Here is a 26,920-nt window from a genome sequence, read left to right on the forward strand (position 1 = left end):
ACAAAAGGAGACGCCATGATTTTTACAGACTATCACGTTCATAGTGATTACAGCGATGATTCTTGGTATTTGATGGAAGATGTAGTCAAAGACGCCATTAAACTAGGCTTAGCAGAAATCTGCTTTACCGATCATGTGGATTATGGGGTCAAAGAAGACTGGCAAGCGACGGATACGTACCTCGTCGGAGCCAATAAAGTCGTAAAAAATGTCTACTACGACTTGTATTTTAACGAACTGGCACGCTTAAAGGAAACATACAGTGACCAAATCAAGCTAAAAACTGGGCTGGAATTTGGGATGCAAATGCACACGATCCCACAATTTACCCGTCTTTATCATTCGCATCCCTTTGATTTCATTTTACTTTCCGTTCATCAGGTAGACGATCAAGAATTTTGGACCGGAGAATTTCAAAAAGGACGCAGCCAACAGGAATGCTACGAGCGCTATTATGATGAAATGTATCAACTAGTCACGACATATAAAGAGTATTCCGTCTTAGCCCATATGGATTTGATTCGTCGTTATTTAGATAAAGAGAAGGACGCTTTTAAACAAACGAAAGAACAAATCGCAGAGATCTTGAAAGTCGTGATCAAAGATGGCAAAGGCATTGAACTGAATACCTCTTCCCACCGTTACGGAATCAATGGGTATACGCCATCGATCGAGATCCTCAAGCTTTATCGTGACTTGGGGGGAAGCGTGCTAACCATCGGCAGCGATAGTCATAAACCAGAGCAGCTCGGGTTTCAAATCAAAGAGGGACAAGATCTTTTACGATCATTAGGATTTACTGAACTCTGTACGTTTGAACAGATGCAGCCGATTTTTCATCGTTTTGCTTAACCTAAAAATCACCTGATAAAACGCATACTGAAGCAACCTCGACTCGTTAGAGTTTTGGTCTAACTGTTCGAGGTTGCTCCATGATCAGGTGATTTTTTGTTGCTCAACGAACCGAATGCTTTCGCGCAAACTCCATGACTGGCGCAAAGTTCAGTAATAATAAGATGGCAATCAGCCCTACGCCAAATAATGCCAGATAAATTGGAACCAAGGCTAACAGCAGCCAACTACTAATGATGATCATAAAACTTAACATATATCGGCTGGATTTCAAAATAAATAATTGGAGATTAAGCAAAAGAGCTTCCTTGATTGAAAGAGACGGTGCCGTTGCGACCACTAAAAAATAGTTGATCGCAAACGTCAAGGCGACGATCAGCAGAAACAGATTTAGCCATTTCAATTCAGTGATTTGGATCGTGACCCTCAGTAACAATAAATTTGCACTACATAACCCAATAACGACTAAAACAGGAAGACACCCTAGCAGACTATGCTTAAATTTCCTGCGATAGGCCAATAAAAATACTTTTGGGGTACCATCTTTCTCCTTTGCTTCTTTCAAATAGATGAGTAACGCTGTAAAAGCTGGTGCTACTGGCAAGAAGGACAGGAGAAACAATGGTAAGGTGCTAAGTTTGATTTCCATTGTTAGCAATAAAAAAAGAAGGGGTAAATTGAACAACCAAAACAGCAGCGTCCCTAGAAAAGTATAGATAATATAATTTAAATAAGATAGATGATGAAACAGTTTGTAGCTATCTTTTTGATTGATCTCCGGTTGTCGAATATTTTTTTCCATCTGTCGCTCCTTGTAACTCTATTTTCTATATGCGATCGTCAGTTTTTTTCATAAGCTCTTCAACTTATTTTGTCCCGCTATTGCCAATCCCCAAATTGATTTGGAACAAATATTTTTGTCCTAAGAAATAGATAACGATCTGTGGAAGTGTCAGCAGCAATGACATTACCATTAACATCGACATATTGACGGTACCCGCTGGATTGGAGGTGGCGGACATAGATTGTGCGCCTAAAGCTAAGGTCATTTTGCTCGTATCTGATACATAGATCAAAGGACCCATGATGTCGCTCCAAGCAAAGTTAAAGGTAAAAATAGCAATGGCAGCCATCGCTGGTTTGATCAAAGGTAAGACTATTTTGGTAAAGGATCTAAATGGTCCTAAACCATCCATTTCTGCCGCTTCAAATAAGTTTCCCGGAATCGCCGTAATAAATTGGCGAGTAAAAAAGATATTATAGGCAGAGCCAAAGAATTGCGGGATGATCAGTGGCCAAAGAGTGTTATAAAGACCTAAGTTTCTAAAAATCAAAAACACAGGAATCAAGGTGATTTGACCTGGTAACATCATTGTTCCTAATACCAATAGAAACAATTTATTTTTATGTTTATACTTCATTCGGGCAAAGCCAAAAGCAACCAGTGTCGAAGAAATAATTTGTCCAACAATGCTAAGAACGACGATCAGCATCGTGTTGAAAAACCACAACAAGATTGGTCGCTCTCCTGAAAAGGAATCTCTAAACAAATTGGTGAAATTGGACAAATAGAATTCCATCGGCAGTAAAGTGAACTGTTCTTTGATATTTGACTCCGGCGAAGCTAGTGCAATCGAAATCATATAAACGAATGGAATGATCAAAATTCCCGCAAACAAAATCAAGGTCAGATAGATCAATAATTTAGATACTTTGGATAGATTTTTATCTAACACTTACTTCACCTCCTCTTCATAAAATACCCATAAGCTTGAGCTCTTCAGCACGATTAAGGATAAGACCATCACGATCATAAACAACTCCCAAGCCATTGCCGAAGCATAGCCCATCCGATAAAATGAAAAGGCATTTCGATAAAGGTACGGAACAATCATTTCGCTGGCATAATCAGGCCCACCACCGGTCATCATATATACTTGAGTAAAGGTTTGAAGGGAGCCAATGACTCCGGTAATCAGGTTGAAAAATAAAATCGGCGAAATTTGGGGAATGGTTATACTAATAAACATCCTGAATCTGGATGCACCATCAAGAAGTGCCGATTCATACATTTCTTCCCCCACACTATTGATAGCAGACAACATCAAAATCATTGTTCCACCGACACCCCATAGAGAAAGGAATACGAAGCTCCAAAGCACATGGTCCTTACTCAACAGCCAAACTGGTCCGTCGATACCAAATAAGGCTAGTGCCTGGTTGACTAGTCCTTTGGAAGAAAGCAAACGGGTAAACAGCATCGTGCTCGCAACGATTGGTACAATGGAGGGTAAGTAATAGATGGTACGAAAAACACGCATCCCTTTCAAATGAAAGCTCAATAAATAAGCCATACCTAATGAAAGTAACAAATTGATTGGAACACTGATCAAGGTATATTGAAACGTATTTGCTAAAGCTTTTAAAAAAATATCATCCTTAAAAAGACGCAGATAGTTATCAAATCCGATAAAATTAAATTCCGAAAACATATCCCAATCAGTAAAACTCATGATGATCGAAAAAATCATTGGTCCAATGGTAAAACAAACAAACCCAATGATCCAAGGTGAAACAAAGGCAAAAAACCAGCGGGACTGAGTCCGCTTACGCTTTTTTTGATTTAGTTGAAGTTGTGTCGCTGAACTATCCAATAGGAAACCCTCCTTAACTAAGGTGCTTAAGGAAGAAAATTTTTCTTCCCTAAGCTATCCTTTTTCTGAATTAATATTGTTCCATGATTTTTTCGCCAGATTCTTGCATTTTCTCAAGTGCTTCTTCTGGTGTTAAACGGCCAAGGAGCATTTCTTTTACTTGATTACTGAACTCACCGGTCAGTTCTCCGTAGTAAGGACCTTCGAAAATACCATCGATCACAACACGTTCTGTCGAGATTCCTACGACGTCCAAGCGAAGATCTTTCCCATTTACTTGTCTATTGGTAAATTCTTCAGAGTTCAATACTTTGATATTGGCAGGAGAATCCACTAAACTTTCACCAAGAATTTTTTGTGCTTCTTCGCTCGTCATATATTCAATGAATCGAAAGGCGGCATCTTGTTTGGTCGATTGCTTAGAAATCGCTAAGGCACTTCCGAAGGGCCATGTAACTTTTTCATTGAAGAAAGGCATCGGTGCAATATCAAAATTTAAATCATCCAGTTGTGTGAAGTTGCCAATATTCCAAAATCCTGTCGTCAACATACCAATTCTACCTTGTGAGAACATTGAATCCGCACCAGACTGCGCAACAGATTCATAAAATTCATATGTGCCAACATAACCGTCTTGGTATAGATTATTAAACCAAGTAAGAACTTCTAAGTTTTCGGGAGAATTGATCACAACCTCATTATTTTCCACAAGGGAACCACCATTGGACTTGATAAATACTCCCCAGTTTGGCACCCAATCCATTCCACTAGCACCATACTGAACCGTTTCGCCGTTTTCTATTTTTGTTAATTTTTCGGCAGCAGCTGTGTATTCTTCAATCGTCCAATCATTTGTCGGGTATTCGATCCCTGCTTCATCAAATAAGTCTTTATTGTAGTAAAGAATTTCCGGGCCCCCTCTATCCGGCAAACCAAATGGTTGGCCATCATAGGTATATTGGGTCATTGCATCCCCCCAATTGCTTTCTACGTCAATCGATGATTCCGCAATATATTCTGAAAGATCAATAAATAATCCCTTAGAAGCAAAGTTTTGCCCATTTTCTGCCACTTGGACAACGTCAGGTGCTTCATTTCCGGCATACATTGTTTGCAGTTTGGTGTCATAATCACTTGGCACTTGAACGAAGTCTACTTTTATGTCAGGATTCGCTTCCTCAAAGGCTTTGATGCGTGGCTCATAGATGGGAAGGTCACCTTCACCTCCCCACGTATAAAACTGGATCGTCGTGATTTCTCCATCCGAATCATTATTGTTGTTTTCTTGCCCACAAGCAGCAAATAAGACTACTGAAGACGCCAATAAAGATGTTTTAGCAATTTTCCCAAAGTTCATAGCCATTTCCCCTTTTCTTATTCATTCGTTGTAACGCTCTTCAAGGTAACGATCGATTTCCGAGGGATTGTCAGTTCCTGAGAAGTGATGCTCTGCTCTTCTAAATCAGACTCACTATCTGTCGTATAGCTGATGATTTCACCAAATCCGACTCCTTGAAGATCAATCTCTTTTTCCTGAAAACTGTTATTGATAAGCACTGTAATAAGTTCTTCTTCATTTGCTTCATTTTTTCCCAAAAAGCTTACGACATTCACCTCTTTGTCGTCGCTGATTGCGGAAACTCTCGTGTACCCTGGTCGAATAAACTTGCTGAAATTCCCCATTCCCCAAAGTCTTTTTGTCGGAATAATTTCTTTTGAACCTAAGTTTACATAGATCAGACCATCTCGATAATCGTAACTACTGACTGCGATCCAATATTGCCAAGCAACCACATCAAGGATCGTTAAATCATCGTGTATCTCGTTGGCTAAATTTAAGGCAGAATCCATAGTGTAGTCGCGACCATTGATCATTTCTGTCCACTCAGACATTTTTAAGGTAACATCGATTTCCTGTTCGTCTAACCACTCTTTAAAATTCATTTTCTCGACGTAAGTTGTCCAATATGAATGGACTTCCCACGTGTCAAAGTAATTCATCAATGTATCACTTTCGATGATTGCTTCGAAATATTCCTTGCTGGTGTTTGCCCATTCTCCTAATTCGGGCATCGATAGCGCTATTTGTTTCAACTCTGGTCTTTTTTGTTTTTCTTCAATAAATACCTCTAAGAGTGCGACTACTTCAGCTGGATCGTAGTAGGTGCCCTCCTGACCACCAGTCCAATCCCATTGTGGTTCATTGATTGGCGACACATGCGTGACGGGAATGTCTTCTTTTAAGAAGTGTTCCGTTACATCATAGACGTAGTTGGCAAATGCTTGATAATTCTCAGGAGCTAGATTACTGCGTTTTTCTTCCAGCTGATCACCATACGCAGAACCATTTTTCGTTAGCCTCGTCAATGGGCTATTGACGAATAAATAGATATCATCAATTCCATAATTAACCGCTGTTTTCAGCATCCATCGTGCATTTTCATCCTTCGACCAATCATAGACTTCGGGTCCTTCTTCAAAGTTTTCTGCTCGTCGCCAGGGATCTTCAATGCGAGGACTATTTTGTAACGTACTTCCGGCGCCTAAGTTGTAGCGATAAGACGTCAAGCCAATCCCTTCAAGCGGATCAAATAATAATTCTGCGATATATTCTCGCTTCGAAAGTTCTGCTGTTTCTTCTTCGATCCAGCCACCAACATCTTGACTCCACCAAGCACCGCTTGCGCCAAAGCTTTCAATTGTCTGGTAGGTTTCTGCCGTATTTAAGGTGATCATCGCCGTATCAATGACTTCATCTGTCTCTGGCTCTTTTTCTTTCTGTGTATTTTCCTCGACCGTTCCACACGCTGTCAGTATACTCAATAAGACCAAAGGAATAAGGAGTGTCCGCTTTTTTATCATGTACTTCCCTCTCTATTCTCTAGAATCAATCGTGTATCTGGTAGTCCGGGTGAGCGCAGCGTCACAACTGTCTCTTTCTTGCGCTCTCCTGCTACAAAGCAAAGCAACTTTCCTTGCATCGTTCTACGGAATGACTCTGTATAAGCGGTAGTATCTGCTAGATCACCATTCTCTAAACCTAGTAATGTCCCATTTTCGACTTCTAAATAGACCATTACTTCTGCTGCTATCGGATTTTCAGCATAATCTAAGACTTGGCATTCGATTTGATGAAGGTTCTTATTTAGTGTTAAATCGGTTGCAGCCAATTTCTCCCGCCATCTTTGAGGAATTTCATAGTTCATAGCTACCAAAGCAGTTGGCGCTGCTTCGGGTCTTATTTCGTCATACAGAATCGTTTCTTCAAATACCGCTTCCACCGACAAGGTTTTTGGCTGATAGTTGATCCGTGCAACATAATAACCAAAGGTATCATCATAACGAACATCGGGTACTTCCAAGTTGCCAACCTTCAATCGAATCTCTTTTGCATTTGTATAACACCTTACTTCAATTTCTTGCTCAGCTGGGTAAGACCATTTTCGATAGGTGGGTTCCCATTCTGCTCTTCGTTTGTTTTTCTCGTAAGGAATCGTTGTCAAATAAACAGTCGGTTCTTGACTCCACCAGCTCTTTCTCTTGTAATAATTAGGCTTTTCAATACCAGCCAATGTCAATAAGCCTGCCCCAGATCCGTGAATAGGCCATCCATGGGCTTCCCCTAAATAATCAATGCCCGTCCATAAAAATTGTCCAGCGATATACGGAAGAGTGTTTGCCGTTTGCCATTCTTTAAACCCGTGACTGTTCTCACTCCCAATAAAAGGTTTATCTGGGAATTTGCGATGATCTTCTTCGTATAGATGTTCTTTGTAGTTATAGCCAACGACATCCAAGTGATCTATCAAGCCAATTTTCGTAGATAATTCTGGAAAAGCTGCTGCCAAGGTAACTGGTCGAGTCGGATCGAGTGTTTTGCTCAAATGGACCAGCTTTTCGGCTATCGTGCGTAACCTTCTCATATCAGGTCGATGTGGATTATAGATGCGCTCAGCTTCTGGTTTGCTATTGTCATTATTCCCTGTCATTTCAGCAAACAATGGACTAGCATATGGATCATTGGGATAATCAATCTCATTGCCAATGCTCCAAGCAATGATCGATGGATGGTTTCGATTGCGTAAAATCATATTTTCCAAATCTTTTTCATACCAAGTTGGAAAATGTTCTGCTGCTCCTTCTAACTTGGGTGGATACACATTATGACCTTGCCACCATTTATTTTTAGGATTTTCCCATTCATCAAATGCTTCATCAAAGACTAAAAATCCCATGGTGTCGCACAAACGATACAAAGCAAACGAATGAGGATTGTGTGCCATTCGTATAGCATTTGCCCCCATCTCTTTTAACTTTATTAAACGCCGTACCCATACCTCGCTCGGAACAGCTGTACCGAAAGAGCCCGCATCTTCGTGCAAGCAAACACCTTTGATTTTCAGCTTTTGCCCATTTAAAGAAAAGCCCTCATTGGCATCAAAATGAAAGGATCTGATCCCGATATACTCGTTGTATACGCTCTCAATTCTATTTAAGGACGCATCTTGAAAACTCACCTTTGTTCGTAGCTGATAAAGATTCGGCGCTTCAGGTGACCATAGCTCTGGCTTTTCAATTTTTGCTTTCAATGTGACCGTGCGGCGTTCCCCTGCGTTAAGTTGGATTTCCTCACTTATGTTCATCACTTTTTCCGTTTGTAAACTTTCCAGCACTTGTTCGATCCTAACAACACGGTCTTGTTTTAAGGTATTTACTAGCCGATGTTCGATCATGATCTCCGCTTGCCCCTCTGTAACACTTGGCGTTGAAAAACTCGTTCCGTATTCGTCGATATAAATAGAATCATGAATTTCAAGAGAAACAGGACGTGTGAGTCCATTTCCGTTATACCATCTTGAATCTGCCAAATCTGTGTGCTCGACACGGACACTAATAAGCAAGCTATCATCCGAATTGTAAGTTAAAATCTCTGTCAAATCATAATAAAATGAAGCATATCCTGAAGGTCTAATCCCCATATGATAGCCATTGATCCAAACCCGTGCATTTTTATAAACACCTTCAAAATGAATTTTTACGACTTTATTCGTAAGGTCACCCAACTCTTGCAGCGACTGTTTGGTTCGATACCAACCTATTCCTCCGGATAGATACCCTGTTCCGCTTGAAAAATGTTTTTCAAAGGGATAAGAGACACCCCAATCATGAGGAATCGTTACCTTTTCCCAAATAGAATCATCAAAATCTTTTTTCCATGCTTCTTTTTCTTCTTGTTTTGAGAATCGCCATTCATTCAAAAAACGTTTTTCCATTAAACCCCTAACCTCCCTTTTACCAATACTCACATAAAGAAATCGCTTTCTTTCACTTAATTTTACTAAAACATTTAATGAAGAACATAGTCTATCCGATTCATTTTCATGTATTATATGATATGAAGAAAAAAAAGCGCCTACTTTTTCGTAGGTAATAGGAGGGAACTATGTACCACATCCATTCGAATATATTTAATCCTGAAATTATTTATGTCGTTGACTTTTGGAATAAAAAGAAAAATCTTCGGGGATACCACCATCATGATTTCATTGAGATCAGCATCGTATTAGAAGGAACCGTTGATTACGAATTCAATGAAACCCGCACAAGGCTATATACTGGTGACACGCTCCTTTTTAACCCTGGCCTTCCCCATACCGAAATCCATCCAGCAGGGATGGAATCCCATGAACTTCATATCGGCCTTTCTAATATTCTGATCGAAGGACTTCCTTTTAATACCTTCCCTAATGAAGATCCCCTGCTCAATTTGGGGATTTATCAAGAAGCGTTCTTCAAAAAAGCATGGCAGCTGACCCATGAGTTTAACAGCCATAATATTCATCACGATTTGATGGGCAAAGGAATCATTCTCGAAATGCTAGCTTTGATTTTAAGAAGTTTGACGCCCTCCGATCCAAACAATAGCCTGTCAGTAATTTCTGAAAAAGATAAACAAAAACAAACGCTAGTAAACCATACGATTTATTATTTGGAGAATCATCATCAAGAAGACATCACTTTGGAAATGCTAGCAGACATGCTTTATATTAGTCCTGCCCAACTTTCAAAAGTTTTTCGGAAAATCACTGGTCGTAGTCCGATTAAATATTTGATCGAGATTCGTCTCAAACATGCCTATGAGCTGTTGCTTCATACCAATTTGACCGTCAAAGAAATCGCAGAAAAAGTAGGCTATCATGATCCTTTTTATTTTAGTAAACTATTTAAAAAGCATTATGATCTTGCTCCTTCTAATGTTCGTAAAAGAAACTAACTGAATTTGCAGACAAAAAAGGATGCATCGCTGCACCCTTTTTCTTATACGACTACTTGCTTCATATAGCCTGCTTTGTCAAAATCTAATGGGGAAATGCGAACCTGTCGATGAAATCCGCGGGCTTCTTCTGGATACTTACTAAGTGGAACAGCAAAGCTGTGATAAGCAATATAATATCGATCAGAATGTTCCAAAATGCTGTGATGACCGGTTCCTAAAATGCCTTTCTCAACATTTTTTTGTAAGACAGGATAATGATACTGAATCGGTCCATACAATGAAGATGAGGTACCATAATTCACATGATAGTCTTCACTGCGGGTATCTTCTCCCGACCAGGTAAAATGATACAAATCATCTTTTTTCAAAACAGTAATGGCTTCTCGAAAATCTTCCAGCCCTTGATATTCTGTTAGCGTATCAAGTTTGACAGTCCGCATGTCATCTCCCAACGCTACGATGGCAGCAGTCCCTCCCGCAGAATTGCCAAACAATAGATAATACTTTCCAGCTTCTACGTAAACAGATGGATCAATGACTTGACTCATGTTTAACCCATAGTCATCGATAAGATCAGGACTCAATAGCGGTTTCTCATCTGCAATAAAGGGACCTGTTGGATGATCCGCATAAGCGACACCGATTCCTGAGCGTCCATCCGCCATTTTTCCAGTAAAGTAAAAATAAAACGTTCCTTCTTTTTCTGCTATACAGGGTGCCCACGCACCACCGATCGTCCACTTCACCTGAGCGGATGCTAGATCAAGGATCGTTCCTTTATTTGTCCACTGAGTGAGATCTTCTGATTCAAATACCGAAAAGCTTGTCCCAGACCAATCCGTAAAACCATCTGATGTTGGATATAAGTAAAATTTCCCATTAAATGAAACCAAATCAGGGTCAGCATAAAGTCCCTCTAAAACCGGGTTTTTCTGTTGATAATAGGTCAGTAGTCGTTGATACTCCTCATCTGTGATCGTGATCACCCCACCATGGCGCTTGATAGATTGACCGAAGTCGAAGGCAGAAACAGGTTCGAAAACGCCTGTTGTGAGATCATCACTTACTGCGATCCCATATCCTGTGCCTTTTTTAAAGTGATCTACGATCAGCGCCCATTTGCCATCAGGTAATTGGTACGCTTGCGGTCCTTCAACCCCTTCTAATTGAGCGAGATATTCAGAAGTTACTTCCTGATAGTCTCCTGTCAGCTGTTGACTGCGATCTAAAAAAATGCGACTATTTTCTTCGTTTTTTGTAAAACGATAATAATACCCCTGACTAAAAACAATCGTTGTATCGATCACATCCATCGTTTTTTCAATAAATAGCACAGGCTCAGTAAACGTCTGAAAATCCATAGTAGAAACAGAATAAATCTTATGTTTTCCATTAACCTTTGCAGCAAAATAGACAAAAAATGTCTCTTTTTCTGCGTCATAAATTGCCTCTGGCGCCCACAAATTCCCTGCACCTTCTGGAGCAATCGTTGCGGTCCATGGGTTTGTCCAATACACAAGATCCGTTGATGACCAGATAACCATCTGGCGGATACCATTGGTTTGAGCATGTGCCCAGCCAAGTCCCTTTTCAATACGCAAATCTGTCGCAATGAGATAATACGTGTTCTTCCCCTTAACCAGAAAAGGATCTCTGACTCCTTTTTCCCCTAGATCACTTTTCAAAACGGGATGGCCTTGATTTAAATCTGTAAAAGTCAATCCATCCTTGCTCACACTAAAGTATACTTGTTCACCATTTTTTTGCTCGCCAGTGAAATGACAAAATAAATAAGCTGTCATTCAATCCCTCCTAATTCCTTCTCTATGCACTCGACTTCCTTCTCTCTCATTTTATAGAAGTCCCCGTGAATTTGTATAAGTTGATGAACGAACTTTTATAAGATTTTGAAACACTTGCTTTCCTATTTTCTTACACGAGCGATTCCATTGACTTGCCATTTTTTGCTATCTCTTGTCAAAAATCGTCGGCCATTATTCTTTCATTTTCTTTATACCTGAAGTTTGTGCAGCAAATAAACGATCAAAAAAAGCACACATCCGAAAGTGGATGTGTGCTATCTCAACATTAAAATCGATTGAAGATTTAATACACTTATTTGAAAGAAGTTAGTTCGTCCAAGCAGCAACTTCTTCTGGGTGATTGGCTACCCAATCTTTGGCTGCATCTTCGGCTGACGTTCCGTCATTGATTGCTAACATGACTTCTTCCATATCTTCTTGTGTCCAGTTGAAACGATCAAGTACTTCGTAAACTTCTGGCATGTCATCTGCTAATCCTTGGCGTACAACAGTATTGATGCTTTCTGCTTCACCCATTGTTCCTTCTGGATCATCCAGATATTTCAGATCATATTTCGCAAACATCCAATGTGGAGACCAGCCAGTAATAACGATCTCATCTTGGTTCTTGATGGCTTGGCCTAATGCCACTGTCATCGCTCCTGAAGAAGAGGTAGCGACATTCCAATCTGAAAGGTTGTCATACGTTGCAACCGTATTTTCCGCTGCATTTACGACCCCAGCGCCTGGTTCGATACCAGTGATGGTTTTTCCAGCTTCATCAGAAAGGTCAGCGATGGAATCTACATCCATATAGCTTGGGACAACGATCCCCAGTTTTGCCCCTTCTAAGTTAGGACCCAAGTTCTCGACTTGGTCTTGGTACTGTTCATACTGGGATTGATGCGTAGATGGTAGCCAAGCAGCAACCATCCCGTCAACTTCCCCTTTTGCCACAGATTCCCACATGATGGCATTATCTAATGGCGTCGTATTGACTTCGTAGCCCATTTGCGACAAGACTTCTGCCACCACATGGGTAGATGCAACTTCCGTATCCCATTCGACATACGCCAAGTTCACCGTGCCTTTGCTGTCAGAAACATTTCCAAAGGCAAACGATGCTCCAATTAAAGCAACGACTGCCGCTGCAGCAATCCCGCCAAAAAGACGTTTTTGTTTGCGACTCGTCTTGCTCGCTGCTTTTTGATGTGCCGAACGGTTCAAATTCTGGGTAAAGCGATCCATAATGATCGCCAAAATAACTAAGGATACCCCACTGACAAATCCGTTACCAACTTGTGCTCGTTGTAAGGCGGACAAGACGCCACGCCCTAATCCAGGAGCCCCGATCATTGACGCGATCACGACCATTGATAATGCCAGCATCGTCGTTTGGTTGACCCCAGCCAAAATAGTACTTTTGGCTAGTGGCAATTCTAATTTGATCAGTTTTTGCCAGCCAGTCCCACCGAAGGAATCAGAGGCTTCTACCAATTCACGAGAAATTTGGCGAATCCCTAAGTTCGTCATCCGAACGGTTGGTGGTAGAGCAAAGATCACTGAGGCAAAGACCCCAGGAACCATGCCGATCCCAAAGAAAGCAACCGCAGGAATCAAATAAACGAAACCAGGCATCGTTTGCATAAAGTCTAAGATTGGCGTCACGATGCTTTGCGCTTTTTCGCTTTTCGCCATTAAGATCCCTAGTGGAATCCCAATGATGATCGAAACCAAACTTGACAACAAGACCAACGTCACGGTGTTCATCAAGTCTGTCCATAACCCTTGGTTATAGATGAACAGCAACCCAACAAAAGTAAAGGCTGGCAAGCCGAATTTTTTGCGTGAAACGAAAAAGGCAGCAGCCGTCAATAAGACGATCATTAACAACGGTGGTACAAACAATAATACATTTGTAATAGCGTCCATGATAAATTGTCCGAAAGACTGTAAGGCTGAAAACAATCCACTGAAAGTTCCTGTTAGCCAATCAGTAAAGTTTTCGACCCAATCAGCTACCGGAATCGTATGTTGTAAGAAATTATCCATTTGTCACTACCCCTTCCTCTGCTTGAGCGGCTGAATCAGTCTCAGCCAATGCTTCAATCACACTTCCGCGGATCACGACTCCGATCAACCGATCGTTTTCTACCACAGCTAAAGGTGTAGGCGAATCATAGATCAAATTGAAGATATCCGTTACCAGCATATCTTTATCGATCTTTTTAACATTTTTATCAATAACTTCCTTCAAGGTCAGATTGTTTTTCCGTGCCTCACGAGCAGACTCGGCTGTCAGGCTTCCTTTTAGGTGACGACGTTTGTCGACGGCTAACAGCATGCTGACTTCTTCTTTCCGCATCCGGTTCAATGCTACGCTTGGTCCATCGATCTCGATGTTCGTCGTCAATGCTGGGACCATGATGTTTTGCGCAGTCAAGACTTTGGAACGATCGACATCTTCCACGAAATCACGCACGTATTGGTTGGCAGGATTCGTCAAAATATCTTCTCCTGTACCGATCTGCATGATCTGACCATCTTTCATTAAAGCGATCCGGTCACCGATCCGCAAGGCCTCGTTCAAATCATGGGTGATAAAGATAATCGTTTTTTGAACATTGGCTTGCAATTCTAAAAGTTCATCTTGCATTTCACGGCGAATCAGCGGATCTAATGCTGAAAAGGCCTCATCCATCAAGAGGATCTCTGGATCATTGGCTAACGCACGGGCAAGTCCCACACGCTGTTGCATCCCTCCAGACAGCTGGTCAGGGTATTGGTCTTTAAAAGAAAGCAATCCTGAGTTTTCTAACGCTTTTTCCGCTTTCGCTGTTCGTTCTTCTTTCGAGACCCCACGGACTTCTAGTCCGTATTCGGTGTTCTCTAAAATTGTCCGATGAGGGAAAAGGCCAAAGCTTTGGAAAACCATGTTGATTTTGTGACGGCGAACTTCTCGCAGTTCTTCTTTACTCATTTTAGCAACATCCACGCCATCTATGTAAATATCTCCGCCAGACGGCTCGATCAATCGATTCAAGAGGCGAATCAATGTTGACTTCCCGCTTCCAGAAAGGCCCATGATGACGAAAATCTCGCCTTCGTTGACTTCGAAGTTCACATCATAGACCCCGACGGTGGCACCCGTTTTTTCTAAAATCTCGTTTTTGCTACGTTGTTCTTTGACCATGGCAAGAGCTTGCTGCTTTTTCTTACCGAAGATTTTGGTTAAGTGTTCCACTTTAACTTTACTCAAATGATTAATACTCCTTTTTCTGAAAAATTTCACGAAAGTGACCATACTATCTTAACAAGATGTGGTCACTTTGTCAAAAAAAATTTCCCAATGCTTTTTCTTTTGCAAAAAAAGCATGGGAATCAGGAAAAAGAATTACGCTGAATGGTCCGTTGGATAGAAGAAATTGGTCATGCGCTGCAACGCCAGTTCATTTCCGACAAAATAAATCGTATTGCCTGCACTAAATTTCGCATAAGGTCCTGGTGACAACAACAATTCTTCGGTTGTTTGGATTGCGATGATCGTCGCCCCTGTGGCTTGCCAAATATTCAATTCATTGATACTTTTTTCCAAATGCTGCGCTTGTTCCGTCAACTGAAGTTCAAAGGGCACAAACGGACTCATGTGGTGTACCTTTTTGGTCTGCTGCACTAACGTGTTCAACAAGTCAGAAAAATTATCCAGCTCTTGCTGCTGCCGCTCCACACTGTCTAAAATGTCTTGTCTGATTTCTTGGATCGACTGCACATCTTGGTATTGTTCCACAAAGGCCTGTGCTTTTTCCTTTGAAGCAATATAGGCGCCGCTGCCATGACGGACATCCATGATTTCTAAATCAACTAATACATTGATCGCTTTACGGGCTGTTTCAGGAGAGACATTGAAATTGCTGGCTAACGTTGAGCGTGCATGGATCTTTTGCCCAACTTGGTAGCGATTTTCAACGATTCGTTCCGCGATCGCCACGGCAATCTGCTGATAACGAGGCAAAGCGACCTTCTTTTTATCTTGAAACTTATTCGTCATGATGAACTTCCTTTACTTTTTTTTCATCATAACAAGAAACATTGTTGGTGGCAACTATTCACTGATTCGCGGATTTTTGATCAAACGTACACGAATGATTGCCCCTGCCTGCTGCATCTGTTTTTGCAGATCTTGCAGCAGCGTTTCATTTGTCTCATCAAGATCGATCAAGGTATAGGCGACTCCGGCTTTTCTTTCACTTGTCAAATTATCGATATCTACACCTGCTTCAGAAATGATCCGCAATAATGGGGCAAAAGCACCAGGCTTGTCGTGATAAAACAGCGCCAAGCGATACGGTGCCAAAAAAGGCAACTCTGCATGAGGAAAGTTGACCGATTCTTGAATCGTCCCAGCGCGCAAATAGGCATGCATGCGATCAAAAACTACGTGATCCCCTTTTTCCAAGGCATTGGTAGTACTACCGCCAATATGCGGATAGCACAATACTTTCGGTTGGCCGATCAAGCCCGCACTAGGAAAATCAGTGATGTATTGTTTGAGCTGATTTTTGGCTAATGCTTCTAAGACGGCTGTTTCTTCCACGATCTCCCCACGACCAAAATTCATCAGCACTGCATTTTTTTTCATCTGCTGAATCGTTCGTCGATTCAGCAAGCCGTGGGTCTCTTGACTCAAAGGAAGCAAAACCACCACAAAATCTGATTCGGCCAACAGTACGTGCAAGTCACTGACTTGTTCGTAATCGTGGGCCGCTTTTTTCGTACGGGCATAGCCGAGGACTTCCATTCCTAACTGGTGACAGGCTTTTGCCACCCGTTCACCGATCTCTCCTAAGCCTAAAATACCGATGGTTTTTCCAGCTAATTCTTCGCCGATCACTTCTTTTCGCCGTTCTTCAGCTACCTTCAACACATCTTCTGCTTCAATTTGACCTGACGTTAGCTCTTCTTGCAAATCGGCTACCGTCTGGATGGCTTTGAATAAGGGGCGAACGCTGAGAAACAAATTGGAGAGCACCAATTCTTTGACTGCATTGGCATTGACACCGGGACTATTGAAGACTACTGTGCCATTTTGAGTACACCGTGCCAAATCGATCGTATTGGTGCCTGTTCCTGAGCGAGCGATCACAGCTAATTTGGGTGTGATCAATTCGTTAGGAACCGTTGAACTGCGTACAAACAGCGCCTCTGGGGCCGCTTGATTTTTTAACGTGTATCCTTTTTTGATTGCTCGCTTACCTATCGTTTCGGTCATCTTATCTAACTGATAAATCGTCTCCATAACGCAGACCTCCTTTTGTCTTTAGTGCGTATTAGTCAAATAGTACAAAAAAGTGCGGTAAAATGATAGCAATACGCAAGAGAGGATGATTACTATGCACCTATCGATCACAAATTTTCCAGATAAACAGCCGATCGTCGGCAAAGACTCGCAGCTTCAAGACACAACTTTAGGAGACTATGTCGAAATTGGCGAAGCCAATCACATTGATCATTCTTCCATCGGCAATTATACCTATACGGGGCAATATTGCTTTATTCAGAACAGTCAATTAGGACGTTTTATCAGTATCGCAGCGATGGTCCGCATCGGCCCCACCAATCATCCCTATGAACGCCCTAGTCAGCATCTTTTTGCCTATAATGGCGAAGGCTATGGATTTGCGCCAAAGGACGAGTCCTTCTTAGAAAAACGCAAAGCAAAAACGACCGTCATTGGCAATGATGTCTGGATCGGCCACGGTGCCGTGATCCAATCTGGTTTGACCGTCGGTGATGGTGCCGTGATCGCCTCAAACGCAGTCGTAACCAAAGATGTGCCGCCTTATGCGATCGTCGGCGGGGTTCCAGCAAAAGTGATCAAATACCGCTTTGATCCAGAAACGATCACTGCTTTAAAAGAAATCGCTTGGTGGAATTGGAGTCTTGCAGAATTAGAAGCACGCTATCCGGATTTCCGGCTCCCAATCGAAGATTTTGTAGTAAAATACACCCGTTGATTATGCGCTTTTTCCGCTTAGTACGAGGAATGAATGATAACACATCACAGTCATTCATTCTTCGAAAGTCTTTGAGGGAAGGATTTTTTAGAAATAAATAAAAAACACTGAAAATCTATTGTATCGAGAAATTCCTGTGCTAAAATGGAGAAATCAAATGAAGTTTTTCACGAACTTTTAAAGGAGTGTTCTATTTGACCATTTTAGACTATCGTCCATTAAATCTTTACACCAATTACCGCGAAGCTGCCGAGGCATTTCCTGACACAACCATCATCCACGATGAAGTGCTGCCAGCATTTCCTGAACTTGGCTATCATAGTACCTACCGTTCGAGCCATGAAATGATTTTAAAACGTGCGTACCAACTTGCTGCACTAGGCGTGCAAGCCGGCGATAAAATCATTCTTTACAAATCTTCAAAATTCGATACCTATTTATTAGCAACGGCTGCTTCTTACCTTGGTGCCGTTCCTGCCATGATCTCCTATCATTTTCCTGCTGAAACCATCGAAGTGTTTGTGGATCGCTTAGAAGATCCATTCATCTTATTTGATGAAGAAACCGAAGGCCGCGTCGCACAAGTGAAAAATAGCAGTACTGACAAACAGATTGCTGTTCGTCATCTGCTGCAACAACCAGCGGAACCAGTGGCCCAAACTGAGTTACCGGTGGATCAAATTTCTTATATGACCCACACTTCTGGAACAACGGGTATTCCAAAATTGATTTGTCATTCGGCAAACTCCATGGGCTGGCGGACAAAATGGCAAAAAACGATCTTCACCAAGATTGATCGCACCAAAGCAGACTCTGATTTAATTGCGTTCCATATCTCACCGGTGCACTCCCGCTTCAATATTGGCATCTCATCCTTGATGGCGATGGGCTTTCCGATGATGCCATTAGCCAATGCCAACGGCGCTCATGTCGTAAGCATGCTAAAAGAATACCCACCAATCGCTTTGGAAACTCATCCAAACAATTTTGTCCAATGGAGCTTTGTGGCAAAAGAACAACCAGATGCTTTCGCCAATATTCGCTATTACCATTCAACTTTTGATGCCATCAACAACCAAACAATGGCCACTTTTTTAAATACTTCAGCAACAAAAGAAGCAATCTTTTTGCAAGTCTATGGTCAAAGTGAATGCGGGCCAATGATCCTAAAAGCACATACCTTAGAAAGCATCGCTACCAACGATGCCCGTGATATGGGTGTGGGTCTCGAGGACTTAACGAGAGCACGGATCGCCGATGCAGAGGGCAACGAGCTACCAGCCAATACCGATGGGCACATCCATTTCCTCTCAAAAGGACGCGCGTTGACCTATTATAAAGAAGATCAGCGTTTTGCTGACAATGTCTATGGCGCTTGGTGGGACAGTGGTGACTACGGCATGATGGATGATCAGGGCCATCTTTACTTAAAAGACCGACAAGTGGACTTGATCAAAAATATTGAAAGCAATCTTGCCTTGGAAGACCTTTTGCTGGATCATTTAGACTTCCTTGCCGAAGTTGTGATTGTTCGCGACAAAGAAAACTCACCACAACCAATCATTGCTTTAGCGCCAAATCGTGAAATGGATTGGGATGCTTGGTGGAAAATGGTGGAAGATCTCCCTCACCTCAATCAACCAATTTTACGCGACTACGAAGATATCCCACGAACAGCAACCATGAAAGTTCAACGACTACAAATTGAAAAAGAATTCAAAAACGCAGACTAAAACAAAAGAAACGGCCAGCAGATTTCTCTGCTCGCCGTTTCTTTTGCTTTCGCTGTGTTTTCTTTCGCTGCGGTTATTCTTTCGCTGACCGTTTTCTTGAGTAGATACGTTCTTTAGATTGCCCATATTGACTTAGCTTTGTTTCAGCTAATGTGATACCAAAGCCCTTTCCATCAGGTACCAGCAGCTTTCCTTCATGCAAAGTTGCAGGCTGTGTAATGACATCATCATAAAAGTAACGGTCAGAAGCGGAAAGGTCCCCGGGAAAATGGAAAATATCTTGACTCGCAAATTGCAAATTCATGGCTCGTCCCACACCAGACTCAAACATGCCGCCTAACCAAACAAGCAGTCCATGGGTTTGACATCGATCAAGGATCCGCAAAGCTTCGGTGATCCCACCGACACGAGGGATTTTCAGGTTGATCGCACGGCAGCTGTCCAGTGCTGCGACTGTATCGACGTCTTCTGCCGTTCGAATATCTTCATCCAAACATAGAGGCGTCTTCATCTGTCGCTGTAGCTGACTGTGCCCCACCAGATCTCGTACCATAAGGGGTTGCTCGATCATCACCAAGCCTAAGTCATCAAGTGCCAAAATGCGTTCAGGCTCACTTTGATAGGCCCCGTTCGCATCTGCCATCAAAAGCAATTCTGGAAAGGCTTGTCGAATCGCTCGCAAGGGTGCCACATCTTGCCCCGGCTTGATTTTTAACTTGATTCGTTGATACCCTTGGGCGACATAAGCGGCAACAAGAGCCATTAGTTTTTCGACAGAGTCTTGTATGCCGATACTAACGCCAACCGCGACACTCGGTCGGGTCGCGGTATACAGCTCTTTCACACTTTGATGCGTTTGCTTGCCATATAGATCCCAAATTGCTGTTTCCAAAGCCGATTTTGCCATGTAGTTTCCTTGGATCGTTTGAAACAGCTGCCAAACTTCTTGCGGATGCTCGATCTCCTGGTCAATCAATAATGGGATCAGTGCTGTTTCAATCACTTGTCGAGCAGAAAAGAGGGTTTCTTCAATGTAATCTGGCTGCTCAAAAGCGACCAATTCACCGATGCCAACCATTCCATCCTCTGCCGTCACCAAATAAAGATCAAAGGCTTTTTCTGTTAATTGTCCGTAACTTGTCACAAAGGGGTGTTTGAGGGGCAAACGACAGGCGATGCGTTCAATTTTTTCAATCTTCATTGCGTTCTCTCCTTGTCAATCAGCTGACTGTGGCCCCGATCCTTTTACAAACCATTGATCGATTTCATGACGAACCTGTGTCGGCTGTTCTAAATGGATACAATGTCCAGCATTAGCAACGACTTTGATGGTCATCTCTGGTTGCAGCTGCTTCATTTGGTGGGCGATTTTACGAAACTTTACATCTTTTTCCCCCGCTAAATAAAGAATTTCACAAGCTAGCTGCGGAAGTGCCGACCAACAGCTTGGCTGTTTGCCAGTACCACCGTAAACCAAGCTTACTGCCAAGCCAAATTTGTTTTGCTGCAAGCGTCCTTGCCGTACAGCAGCCTGCTGCGCTAAAGGTAGCTCCTTTTGACTAGCAAACAACGGCAGTTCTTGCCAGTAATCGACAAAATCGACCAAAGGCTCCCTTAGTAAGCGCAACGCTAAGCGACGATCGTGCCGCTGACGAGCGAGTCGTTCCGCTGGATCAGCTAACCCGGGTGAACCACTCTCAAGCAAAAGATGGGTCACTGCCGTTGGTTCCATGACCGCCCAGACAAGTGCGATTCGCGCCCCCATCGAGTAGCCATAAAGACCATAACGTTCAATTCCTAACTTCGCTAAAAGCTGTGCGAGATCCTCCACCAGTAAAGGAAGTTCATAACGCATGGGATGGACATAAAGCGATGACCGTCCATGTCCAATCAAGTCGACTGCCAATACATTATAAGAACCTTCCTCTGCAAAAACCGGTCGAAAACTTTCTGAAGAACCCGTGAAGCCATGCAATGCCACAAGGGTTGGTAAGGCTGGTCGGTACGGTTGCAACCACTGATAAAAATAACTGACGCCATTTATCGTGTCCCTCATTGCTGTGCTCCCGCCTCGCTAAACTGCTGTTGCAGTGCTTGCCATGTATTGACCGGATCTTTTTGCTCACCTTTCACTTCGATTATTTGAAAGCACGGCCGTTGGCTTGTTTCCGTTAAAATCGTTTGAAACTCTAGCAAAGAGGTCGGTGTGTGCCAATCTGCCTCATATAAGGCCGCCACTTTTTGAAACTCAAGGTCTAACGGCGTGCCAAAGAGCGGGACAAAGTCGTTTGATTCTAAGGTGTTTTGTGACAAAAAGGAAAAGATCCCACCACCGTTATTATTCAGTAAAATGATTGTTACTGGCAATTGATACTGACGCAGTAGTTGTAGGCCGTTCATATCATGGTACAACGCTAAATCACCAATCAACAAGTAGGTAGGCTTTTGACTGGCGGAAGCAATCCCAGCCACGGTCGAGACAAGGCCGTCGATCCCATTGACGCCCCGATTTCCATACACTCGATAAGTGGAGGTAGTTTTGCTGCCGTAGCGATCAAAGAAACGGATCGCATTGCTGTTTGCCAAAAGGATCTGCGCATCTTCGGGCAAACATTGTTGGAGCATGCGCACAGCGCTGCTCTCATCCCATTGTTGCAACTGCGGACATGCAGCAAGCACCTGATCTGCCCGCGCTTGAAGTGCTTGCCATTGTTGTTGCCACGCCATATTTTTGACGATTGGCAACTGGGTGATGGCAGCCACGAAAGTGCTGATCGCTGCTTCGATCAAATAGTTTGCCCGATGCAACTGGTCTTGCCACTGTCCCGATGGATCAACAAAGAGCCACGTCGTCGTATCCGCTGCTTTGTTCAACCATAATAGGACATTTTTAGTGACTGGTAAGCGACCAAAACGCACGACCACTTCTGGTTGGAAGGCAGAAGTCAATTGCGGGAAAACAAGATCGGCTTGACTGATAAATGTTCCTACTTTGGTACCGGCTGTCGCCAAATTGGTCAATGGATCGCCGACAATCGGCCAGCCTAATTTCTCTGAAAAAGTCAGCAACTGCTGCGCTTCTTCGATCGTAAGGCTTTCTCCAGCAATCAGAATACCTTTTTTACCAAAGTAAGGGGCTAGCTGGGTGATCATCTCTGCTGACAGCTCTTGTTGTGGTGCCAGATAGCTCACGTCTTGCTGTATACTGCATTGGCGACTAAAGTCAGGCAACAGCGGCTCCCGTAATGGAAAGTTGATTTGGACAGGGCCTCTCGGCTGCTTTTGCGCTTCGATCGTGCAAGTTGCAGCTTGCCAAAAACTATAACGCAACAAAGCTGGGTCGTTTTCTGGCACCGTCATCTCTACCATCTTTTTGACGTGAGAGGCATACAAATTCTGTTGATCCATTGCTTGTGGCGCCCCAACGCCCCGCAGTTCTGGCGGGCGATCAGCCGTTAAGACGATCAATGGCAAGTTGGTAGCTTCTGCTTCACAAACGGCTGGATAATAATTGGCTGCTGCAGTTCCAGAAGTACACAGTAAGATTGTTGGCTGGAGATCAACTTTGGACATCCCTAAAGCAAAAAAAGCAGCCGAACGTTCATCGACAGCCACCGTACAGGTGATCTCAGGATCACGATGCAATAGTAGCGCCAATGGCGTTGAGCGTGAACCGGGACTAATAACCGCTCGCTTCGCACCCGCTGCTTTTAGTCCCTGGATTGCCGCTAATAAATAGTCTGTCATGACTGTCTGATTATTCATCTCCTAAGATCCCTCTCCTCATCGGTTGAAATTTTAACCGTGTTTCTTGACGTTCAGATTCTGCGTCTGAATCGGCAACGATCCCACAGCCCGCATACAGCGTTGCTTGATTGCCGCTAAAGAATCCTGAGCGGATCGCCACAGCAAACTCGCCAATATCTTCTTGAATACCCAACCAACCGATCGGTCCACCGTACATCCCTCTGCTGGCTGGTTCATGGGTACGAATCCATGAGACGGCTGCTTCTTTCGGTTCTCCCCCCAATGCTGGGGTCGGGTGTAGTTTTTGCACGGCGCTCAGAAAATTGACTCCTGCTTTTCTTTGCCCTGCTAAAGGAACAAACAAATGCTGAATGTCACGATTCTTGATGACGGAGCGGGCTTCTGATTGAAAACCGTCAGCTAACAAAGTAGCCAATGCCGTTTCTAAGCGATCGACAACTACTTGATGTTCATGGGTATTTTTTGCGTCCGCTAAGAGGGCTTGTGCCAGTGCCTCATCTTCTTCTTTTGTTTGGCCTCTTGGTGCGGAACCTGCGATACTTACCGTTTCAAATTGATCGACAGTCGCTTTTAGCAAGCGTTCTGGCGTCGCACCAGCAAAAACATGGCCCCCATGTTCGATGGCAAAAAGATAGGTATTCGGCTGCTGTTGCGCCAACCGTTGCAACACCCCAGCACTAATGATCGACTGCTTCGTTTCTATCTTCATTCTCCTGGCCAGAACCACTTTTTTCAACGGTGTTTCATTCGAGCGAATGGCTGCCACTGTCTCTTCGACCGTTTGCAGCCATTGGGGCACCTCTAGTTCCTCTTGTGCCTGAAAAGCAGGCGTTTCTGCTACAAGACTCTTGTCCGGGTTGGCATTCAACCAGCTTGCGACTTTTTCCTGTAAGGCAGCGACTTTTTGTTGTCGTTGTTCCTCGGAAGAAGCGGCTACTGTATAAACGACGCCACACTGATCGCCAGTTTTGCGGACCAGTATTTCTGGCAACGCAAAGAGACCGGCACCTAGCTCAGCCCAATCCTGACTGACTTCTGCCTGTTCATCAAAAGCAAAGCCCCCAACCAGCTGCGCCTGAAAAGGTGCCTCTGGTTGATAATGGGCTTGCTTTAAGAGAGAGCGGACTTCTGAAAAGTCTGCAAGTTTGGGTTGCGAAAAAGTGACTAACCAACCCAACCCTACCATACTAGTCGTTTCATCAGGAGTACGCCAGAAATAGCGTTCCCCTTGATATTCTTGTGCCGCTGCATAAAGAGCCAGTAAGTCACACCTTTCTAAAGGCTGATACTCACTCAAATAGGTTTTCCCGGCAGCGATCGCTGCTTCATAATTACTTGTTGATTTGCTGTTCAATGTAGTTCACTCTTTCTTCACTCAGCAATAGCCGTTTTAAAAGTTTGCCGCTTGCTGTGCGCGGCATTTCTCGCACGTGATAAAAACGGCGCGGAAATTTATAATGGGCGATCTGCCCTTCTAATGTATCCAACAACGCTTGAAGTCGGACGGACTCATTTAACGTTAAATAAGCCGCGACAGATTGTCCCCACTCCTCGTCTGGTTCCCCCACCACAGCTGCCTCTTTGACCGCTGGATGCTGCAACAAGGCTTGCTCCACTTCTGCGGGATAGATATTTTCTCCACCAGATATGATCAGTTCGCTTGCACGACTGACTACATACAAAAAGCCCTCTTGATCAAGATACCCTAGATCTCCTGTGGCAAACCAGCCCTCTTGGTCCCACTGCTGTGGACTGCGATCGTTCAAGTAACGAGTCGTGATCGCAGGTCCTTGCAGGTGGATCTCTCCGATCGGCTGGGTACTTTCAACAGTCTGATGATCTGCCATTTTCGCATCAGCCGCAATTCGTAAATGGACACTTTGCAGGGGAACCCCTGAGGAGCCGATTTTTTCTGAAGCTTTTTCTGGTGGCAATGCCACCACTTGTGAACAAGTTTCTGTCATCCCATAGGATTGGATCACAGAAAGCTGTTTTTGCTGGCATTTTTCCAATATACTTTTGGCAATGGGCCCGCCGCCTAGCAGTACATAACGCAACGAATCAAAGCTATGTTGGGGCACCAATGGCAGCAAGTCCATCAACATTTTTGCCACCAAAGAAACGATCGTCCCTTTTCCTGCTTCAAGATCTTTTGCCATTTCTACAGCATCAAAGCGCTCATACAAACGAACACTCATTCCAAGTCGCAGTGAACGCAAGAGAATTGATAATCCACTGATATGGTACAGCGGAACTGCACAAAGCCAACAATCCTCACTAGTGATCGTTAAGTTCTTTTGAGTCGCTTCGGCACTTGCCAGATGATTCCCAAAGGTTTGCGGCACACCCTTTGGATTGCCAGTCGTACCGGATGTATACATAATCGAAGCTACCTGTTCTGCTTGATAGATTGCTTTATTAGGAACAAACGAAGGATCAAAAGAACTGGCAAGAGCCTTCGCCTGCTCCATCGCTTGTCCAAAGGCCATGCTGCGAACACCTGGGACTGCAGCTTGATCTGCCGTGATCAGCCAGTCGCAGTGGGCATCTTGCAATTGGAAGGTGATTTCAGCGGCTGTCAATCGCGTATTCAACAGCTGGACTTCGATCCCCAACTCCCACAACGCAAGGATCGTAAAAACCATTTCAGGGGAGTTATTGCTAAAAAGGGCTACCCGGTTTGGCTGATCAACGAACTGGGCTTGATAATAAGCAGCGTAAGCATAAACCTCTTTTTGCAAGGCAGCAAACGACCAGCTTTTTTCATACCAATAAAAAGCTGGTCGTTCTGGATGAAGTTGTGCTTGCCTTTGCAGCCAACTCCCAGTCATTATGGGAATTTAGGGAATTGGTCGAAGTTTGGTTGACGTTTTTCTTTAAACGCGTCACGACCTTCTTTGGCTTCATCCATCGTGTAATACAATAAGGTCGCATCGCCGGCTAATTGCTGAATGCCAGCTAATCCGTCCGTATCGGCGTTCATAGATGCTTTGATCATGCGTAGCGCCAACGGGCTCTTTTGCAGCATCGTTTCTGCCCATTCCATCGTTTCATCTTCTACTTGATCAAGAGGAACGACTGTATTGATCCAGTTCATCGCCAATGCTTCTTCAGCAGTATATTGTTTTGTCATGAACCAAACTTCCTTGGCTTTTTTATGTCCGATCGTCCGTGCAAGATAGCCCGAACCATAGCCACCATCAAAACTGCCGACATTTGGTCCTGTTTGACCAAATTTAGCATTGTCAGCGGCAATCGTTAAATCACAAACCAATTGTAAAACATTCCCGCCGCCGATCGACCAGCCTTTGACCATGGCAATCACCGGTTTTGGCAACGTGCGGATCAAGCGTTGCAGATCCAATACGTTTAAGCGAGGAACCTGATCTTCCCCAACATAGCCACCGTGACCACGGACTTTTTGGTCTCCGCCTGAACAAAAGGCTTTGTCGCCGGCGCCTGTCAAAATAATCACGCCGATGCCTGGTTCATCGCGACTGATTGAAAACGCATCAATCATTTCAAACACCGTTTTTGGTGTAAACGCATTGTGGACTTCTGGGCGGTTGATCGTGATTTTCGCCACTTTTCCATGTTGTTCAAATAAAATTTCATCGTACTCTTTTAAGGTTTTCCATTCTCTCATTACTTGTTCCTCCTCAATTCACATAGCTCTATTATACACATATCTAGTCGCTTTTCGTTAGAAATTGCTTTGTTTAAGGGAATTTCTTAAGACTTCTCCACCTGTTGCTGTCTTTCTTAGAACTTCGGCTATTTCTACCAAAACTCGTGCTATAATCATGGTAACTTTCTTAGA

21 protein-coding genes are annotated in these 26,920 nt (G+C 43.4%); 4 read left to right on the forward strand and 17 right to left on the reverse strand.

Going from position 1 to position 26,920, the window contains the following annotated elements:
* The first annotated feature begins 15 nt into the window (after nucleotides 1-15).
* Nucleotides 16-852: a histidinol-phosphatase HisJ family protein gene (locus IAE45_RS05520; protein ID WP_081117504.1), complete on the forward strand. Its 837-nt coding sequence runs from the start codon at nucleotides 16-18 to the stop codon at nucleotides 850-852.
* Between the two features lie 103 nt (nucleotides 853-955).
* Here the strand turns inward: IAE45_RS05520 and IAE45_RS05525 are convergent, their stop codons facing one another.
* The 6 genes from IAE45_RS05525 to IAE45_RS05550 form a co-directional block, all read right to left on the reverse strand.
* Nucleotides 956-1,654 carry a DUF624 domain-containing protein gene (locus IAE45_RS05525; RefSeq protein ID WP_200125326.1) on the reverse strand — a complete coding sequence of 233 codons (699 nt, stop codon included), beginning with the start codon at nucleotides 1,652-1,654 and terminating at the stop codon, nucleotides 956-958.
* 64 nt (nucleotides 1,655-1,718) lie between these two features.
* Nucleotides 1,719-2,588, reverse strand: coding sequence for a carbohydrate ABC transporter permease (locus tag IAE45_RS05530; protein ID WP_016619769.1), 870 nt, complete (start codon nucleotides 2,586-2,588; stop codon nucleotides 1,719-1,721).
* A complete protein-coding gene (locus tag IAE45_RS05535) occupies nucleotides 2,589-3,506 on the reverse strand; it encodes a carbohydrate ABC transporter permease (RefSeq protein WP_233618967.1) in 918 nt (305 codons plus the stop codon).
* Between the two features lie 70 nt (nucleotides 3,507-3,576).
* Entirely contained in the window at nucleotides 3,577-4,863 is a 1,287-nt protein-coding gene (locus IAE45_RS05540; protein ID WP_233618968.1) for an ABC transporter substrate-binding protein, read from the reverse strand.
* 17 nt (nucleotides 4,864-4,880) lie between these two features.
* Complete coding sequence (locus tag IAE45_RS05545) at nucleotides 4,881-6,368, reverse strand: glycoside hydrolase family 30 protein (RefSeq protein WP_200125328.1); 1,488 nt, start codon at nucleotides 6,366-6,368, stop codon at nucleotides 4,881-4,883.
* Entirely contained in the window at nucleotides 6,365-8,779 is a 2,415-nt protein-coding gene (locus IAE45_RS05550) for a glycoside hydrolase family 2 TIM barrel-domain containing protein (protein WP_200125330.1), read from the reverse strand. Before IAE45_RS05550 ends, IAE45_RS05545 begins: the two co-directional genes overlap by 4 nt.
* 170 nt (nucleotides 8,780-8,949) lie before the next feature.
* Between IAE45_RS05550 and IAE45_RS05555 the strand changes: the two genes are divergently transcribed.
* Nucleotides 8,950-9,780 (forward strand): helix-turn-helix transcriptional regulator, encoded by an 831-nt coding sequence (locus IAE45_RS05555; RefSeq protein ID WP_016612664.1) that lies wholly within the window; start codon nucleotides 8,950-8,952, stop codon nucleotides 9,778-9,780.
* Between the two features lie 44 nt (nucleotides 9,781-9,824).
* Here IAE45_RS05555 and IAE45_RS05560 read toward each other — a convergent pair whose 3' ends face one another.
* The 5 genes from IAE45_RS05560 to IAE45_RS05580 all read right to left on the reverse strand — a co-directional run bounded on the left by IAE45_RS05560 (nucleotide 9,825) and on the right by IAE45_RS05580 (nucleotide 16,881).
* Nucleotides 9,825-11,585: a family 43 glycosylhydrolase gene (locus IAE45_RS05560; RefSeq protein WP_200125332.1), complete on the reverse strand. Its 1,761-nt coding sequence runs from the start codon at nucleotides 11,583-11,585 to the stop codon at nucleotides 9,825-9,827.
* Between the two features lie 327 nt (nucleotides 11,586-11,912).
* On the reverse strand, nucleotides 11,913-13,637 hold the full coding sequence (locus IAE45_RS05565) for an ABC transporter permease/substrate binding protein (RefSeq protein ID WP_005228611.1): 1,725 nt from the start codon (nucleotides 13,635-13,637) through the stop codon (nucleotides 11,913-11,915).
* A complete protein-coding gene (locus IAE45_RS05570; protein WP_005228609.1) occupies nucleotides 13,630-14,844 on the reverse strand; it encodes a quaternary amine ABC transporter ATP-binding protein in 1,215 nt (404 codons plus the stop codon). Before IAE45_RS05570 ends, IAE45_RS05565 begins: the two co-directional genes overlap by 8 nt.
* Nucleotides 14,845-14,979: 135 nt before the next feature.
* Nucleotides 14,980-15,633, reverse strand: coding sequence for a GntR family transcriptional regulator (locus IAE45_RS05575; RefSeq protein WP_005234303.1), 654 nt, complete (start codon nucleotides 15,631-15,633; stop codon nucleotides 14,980-14,982).
* Between the two features lie 54 nt (nucleotides 15,634-15,687).
* Complete coding sequence (locus IAE45_RS05580) at nucleotides 15,688-16,881, reverse strand: NAD(P)-dependent oxidoreductase (protein WP_140965983.1); 1,194 nt, start codon at nucleotides 16,879-16,881, stop codon at nucleotides 15,688-15,690.
* 94 nt (nucleotides 16,882-16,975) lie between these two features.
* On the opposite strand from IAE45_RS05580, the gene IAE45_RS05585 reads away from it, so the two are divergent.
* Entirely contained in the window at nucleotides 16,976-17,599 is a 624-nt protein-coding gene (locus tag IAE45_RS05585; RefSeq protein WP_200125572.1) for a DapH/DapD/GlmU-related protein, read from the forward strand.
* Nucleotides 17,600-17,793: 194 nt separating this feature from the next.
* Nucleotides 17,794-19,332 (forward strand): AMP-binding protein, encoded by a 1,539-nt coding sequence (locus IAE45_RS05590; protein WP_200125334.1) that lies wholly within the window; start codon nucleotides 17,794-17,796, stop codon nucleotides 19,330-19,332.
* A 73-nt stretch (nucleotides 19,333-19,405) separates the two neighbouring features.
* Here IAE45_RS05590 and menC read toward each other — a convergent pair whose 3' ends face one another.
* Genes menC through menB form a run of 6 tightly spaced genes read right to left on the reverse strand, consistent with a single transcriptional unit; the run spans nucleotide 19,406 to nucleotide 26,746 of the window.
* Nucleotides 19,406-20,533 (reverse strand): o-succinylbenzoate synthase, encoded by a 1,128-nt coding sequence (gene menC / locus IAE45_RS05595; protein WP_200125336.1) that lies wholly within the window; start codon nucleotides 20,531-20,533, stop codon nucleotides 19,406-19,408.
* Nucleotides 20,534-20,548: 15 nt separating this feature from the next.
* On the reverse strand, nucleotides 20,549-21,388 hold the full coding sequence (gene menH, locus IAE45_RS05600) for a 2-succinyl-6-hydroxy-2,4-cyclohexadiene-1-carboxylate synthase (protein WP_096741568.1): 840 nt from the start codon (nucleotides 21,386-21,388) through the stop codon (nucleotides 20,549-20,551).
* Nucleotides 21,385-23,097 carry a 2-succinyl-5-enolpyruvyl-6-hydroxy-3-cyclohexene-1-carboxylic-acid synthase gene (gene menD / locus IAE45_RS05605; RefSeq protein ID WP_096741569.1) on the reverse strand — a complete coding sequence of 571 codons (1,713 nt, stop codon included), beginning with the start codon at nucleotides 23,095-23,097 and terminating at the stop codon, nucleotides 21,385-21,387. Before menD ends, menH begins: the two co-directional genes overlap by 4 nt.
* Nucleotides 23,090-24,454, reverse strand: a complete 1,365-nt coding sequence (locus tag IAE45_RS05610; RefSeq protein ID WP_096741570.1) for an isochorismate synthase — start codon at nucleotides 24,452-24,454, stop codon at nucleotides 23,090-23,092. Before IAE45_RS05610 ends, menD begins: the two co-directional genes overlap by 8 nt.
* Nucleotides 24,432-25,931 (reverse strand): o-succinylbenzoate--CoA ligase, encoded by a 1,500-nt coding sequence (gene menE, locus IAE45_RS05615; protein ID WP_200125338.1) that lies wholly within the window; start codon nucleotides 25,929-25,931, stop codon nucleotides 24,432-24,434. The genes IAE45_RS05610 and menE overlap by 23 nt, the downstream gene beginning before the upstream one ends.
* Nucleotides 25,931-26,746 carry a 1,4-dihydroxy-2-naphthoyl-CoA synthase gene (gene menB / locus IAE45_RS05620; RefSeq protein ID WP_077451834.1) on the reverse strand — a complete coding sequence of 272 codons (816 nt, stop codon included), beginning with the start codon at nucleotides 26,744-26,746 and terminating at the stop codon, nucleotides 25,931-25,933. Before menB ends, menE begins: the two co-directional genes overlap by 1 nt.
* Nucleotides 26,747-26,920 lie beyond the last annotated feature (174 nt).

Source organism: Enterococcus sp. S53 (assembly GCF_016516865.1).
Taxonomy (GTDB): domain Bacteria; phylum Bacillota; class Bacilli; order Lactobacillales; family Enterococcaceae; genus Enterococcus_D; species Enterococcus_D innesii.

What these genes read in the sequence shown, in the direction of transcription:
- menC (WP_200125336.1), bottom strand. Translation starts at nt 20,533, where the DNA reads ATGAAGATTGAAAAAATTGAACGCATCGCCTGTCGTTTGCCCCTCAAA.
- IAE45_RS05560 (WP_200125332.1), bottom strand. Translation starts at nt 11,585, where the DNA reads ATGACAGCTTATTTATTTTGTCATTTCACTGGCGAGCAAAAAAATGGT.
- IAE45_RS05525 (WP_200125326.1), bottom strand. Translation starts at nt 1,654, where the DNA reads ATGGAAAAAAATATTCGACAACCGGAGATCAATCAAAAAGATAGCTAC.
- IAE45_RS05575 (WP_005234303.1), bottom strand. Translation starts at nt 15,633, where the DNA reads ATGACGAATAAGTTTCAAGATAAAAAGAAGGTCGCTTTGCCTCGTTAT.
- IAE45_RS05585 (WP_200125572.1), top strand. Translation starts at nt 16,976, where the DNA reads ATGCACCTATCGATCACAAATTTTCCAGATAAACAGCCGATCGTCGGC.
- IAE45_RS05565 (WP_005228611.1), bottom strand. Translation starts at nt 13,637, where the DNA reads ATGGATAATTTCTTACAACATACGATTCCGGTAGCTGATTGGGTCGAA.
- IAE45_RS05580 (WP_140965983.1), bottom strand. Translation starts at nt 16,881, where the DNA reads ATGGAGACGATTTATCAGTTAGATAAGATGACCGAAACGATAGGTAAG.
- IAE45_RS05540 (WP_233618968.1), bottom strand. Translation starts at nt 4,863, where the DNA reads ATGAACTTTGGGAAAATTGCTAAAACATCTTTATTGGCGTCTTCAGTA.
- menE (WP_200125338.1), bottom strand. Translation starts at nt 25,931, where the DNA reads ATGACTGGGAGTTGGCTGCAAAGGCAAGCACAACTTCATCCAGAACGA.
- IAE45_RS05550 (WP_200125330.1), bottom strand. Translation starts at nt 8,779, where the DNA reads ATGGAAAAACGTTTTTTGAATGAATGGCGATTCTCAAAACAAGAAGAA.
- menH (WP_096741568.1), bottom strand. Translation starts at nt 21,388, where the DNA reads ATGAGGGACACGATAAATGGCGTCAGTTATTTTTATCAGTGGTTGCAA.
- menD (WP_096741569.1), bottom strand. Translation starts at nt 23,097, where the DNA reads ATGAATAATCAGACAGTCATGACAGACTATTTATTAGCGGCAATCCAG.
- IAE45_RS05520 (WP_081117504.1), top strand. Translation starts at nt 16, where the DNA reads ATGATTTTTACAGACTATCACGTTCATAGTGATTACAGCGATGATTCT.
- menB (WP_077451834.1), bottom strand. Translation starts at nt 26,746, where the DNA reads ATGAGAGAATGGAAAACCTTAAAAGAGTACGATGAAATTTTATTTGAA.
- IAE45_RS05555 (WP_016612664.1), top strand. Translation starts at nt 8,950, where the DNA reads ATGTACCACATCCATTCGAATATATTTAATCCTGAAATTATTTATGTC.
- IAE45_RS05545 (WP_200125328.1), bottom strand. Translation starts at nt 6,368, where the DNA reads ATGATAAAAAAGCGGACACTCCTTATTCCTTTGGTCTTATTGAGTATA.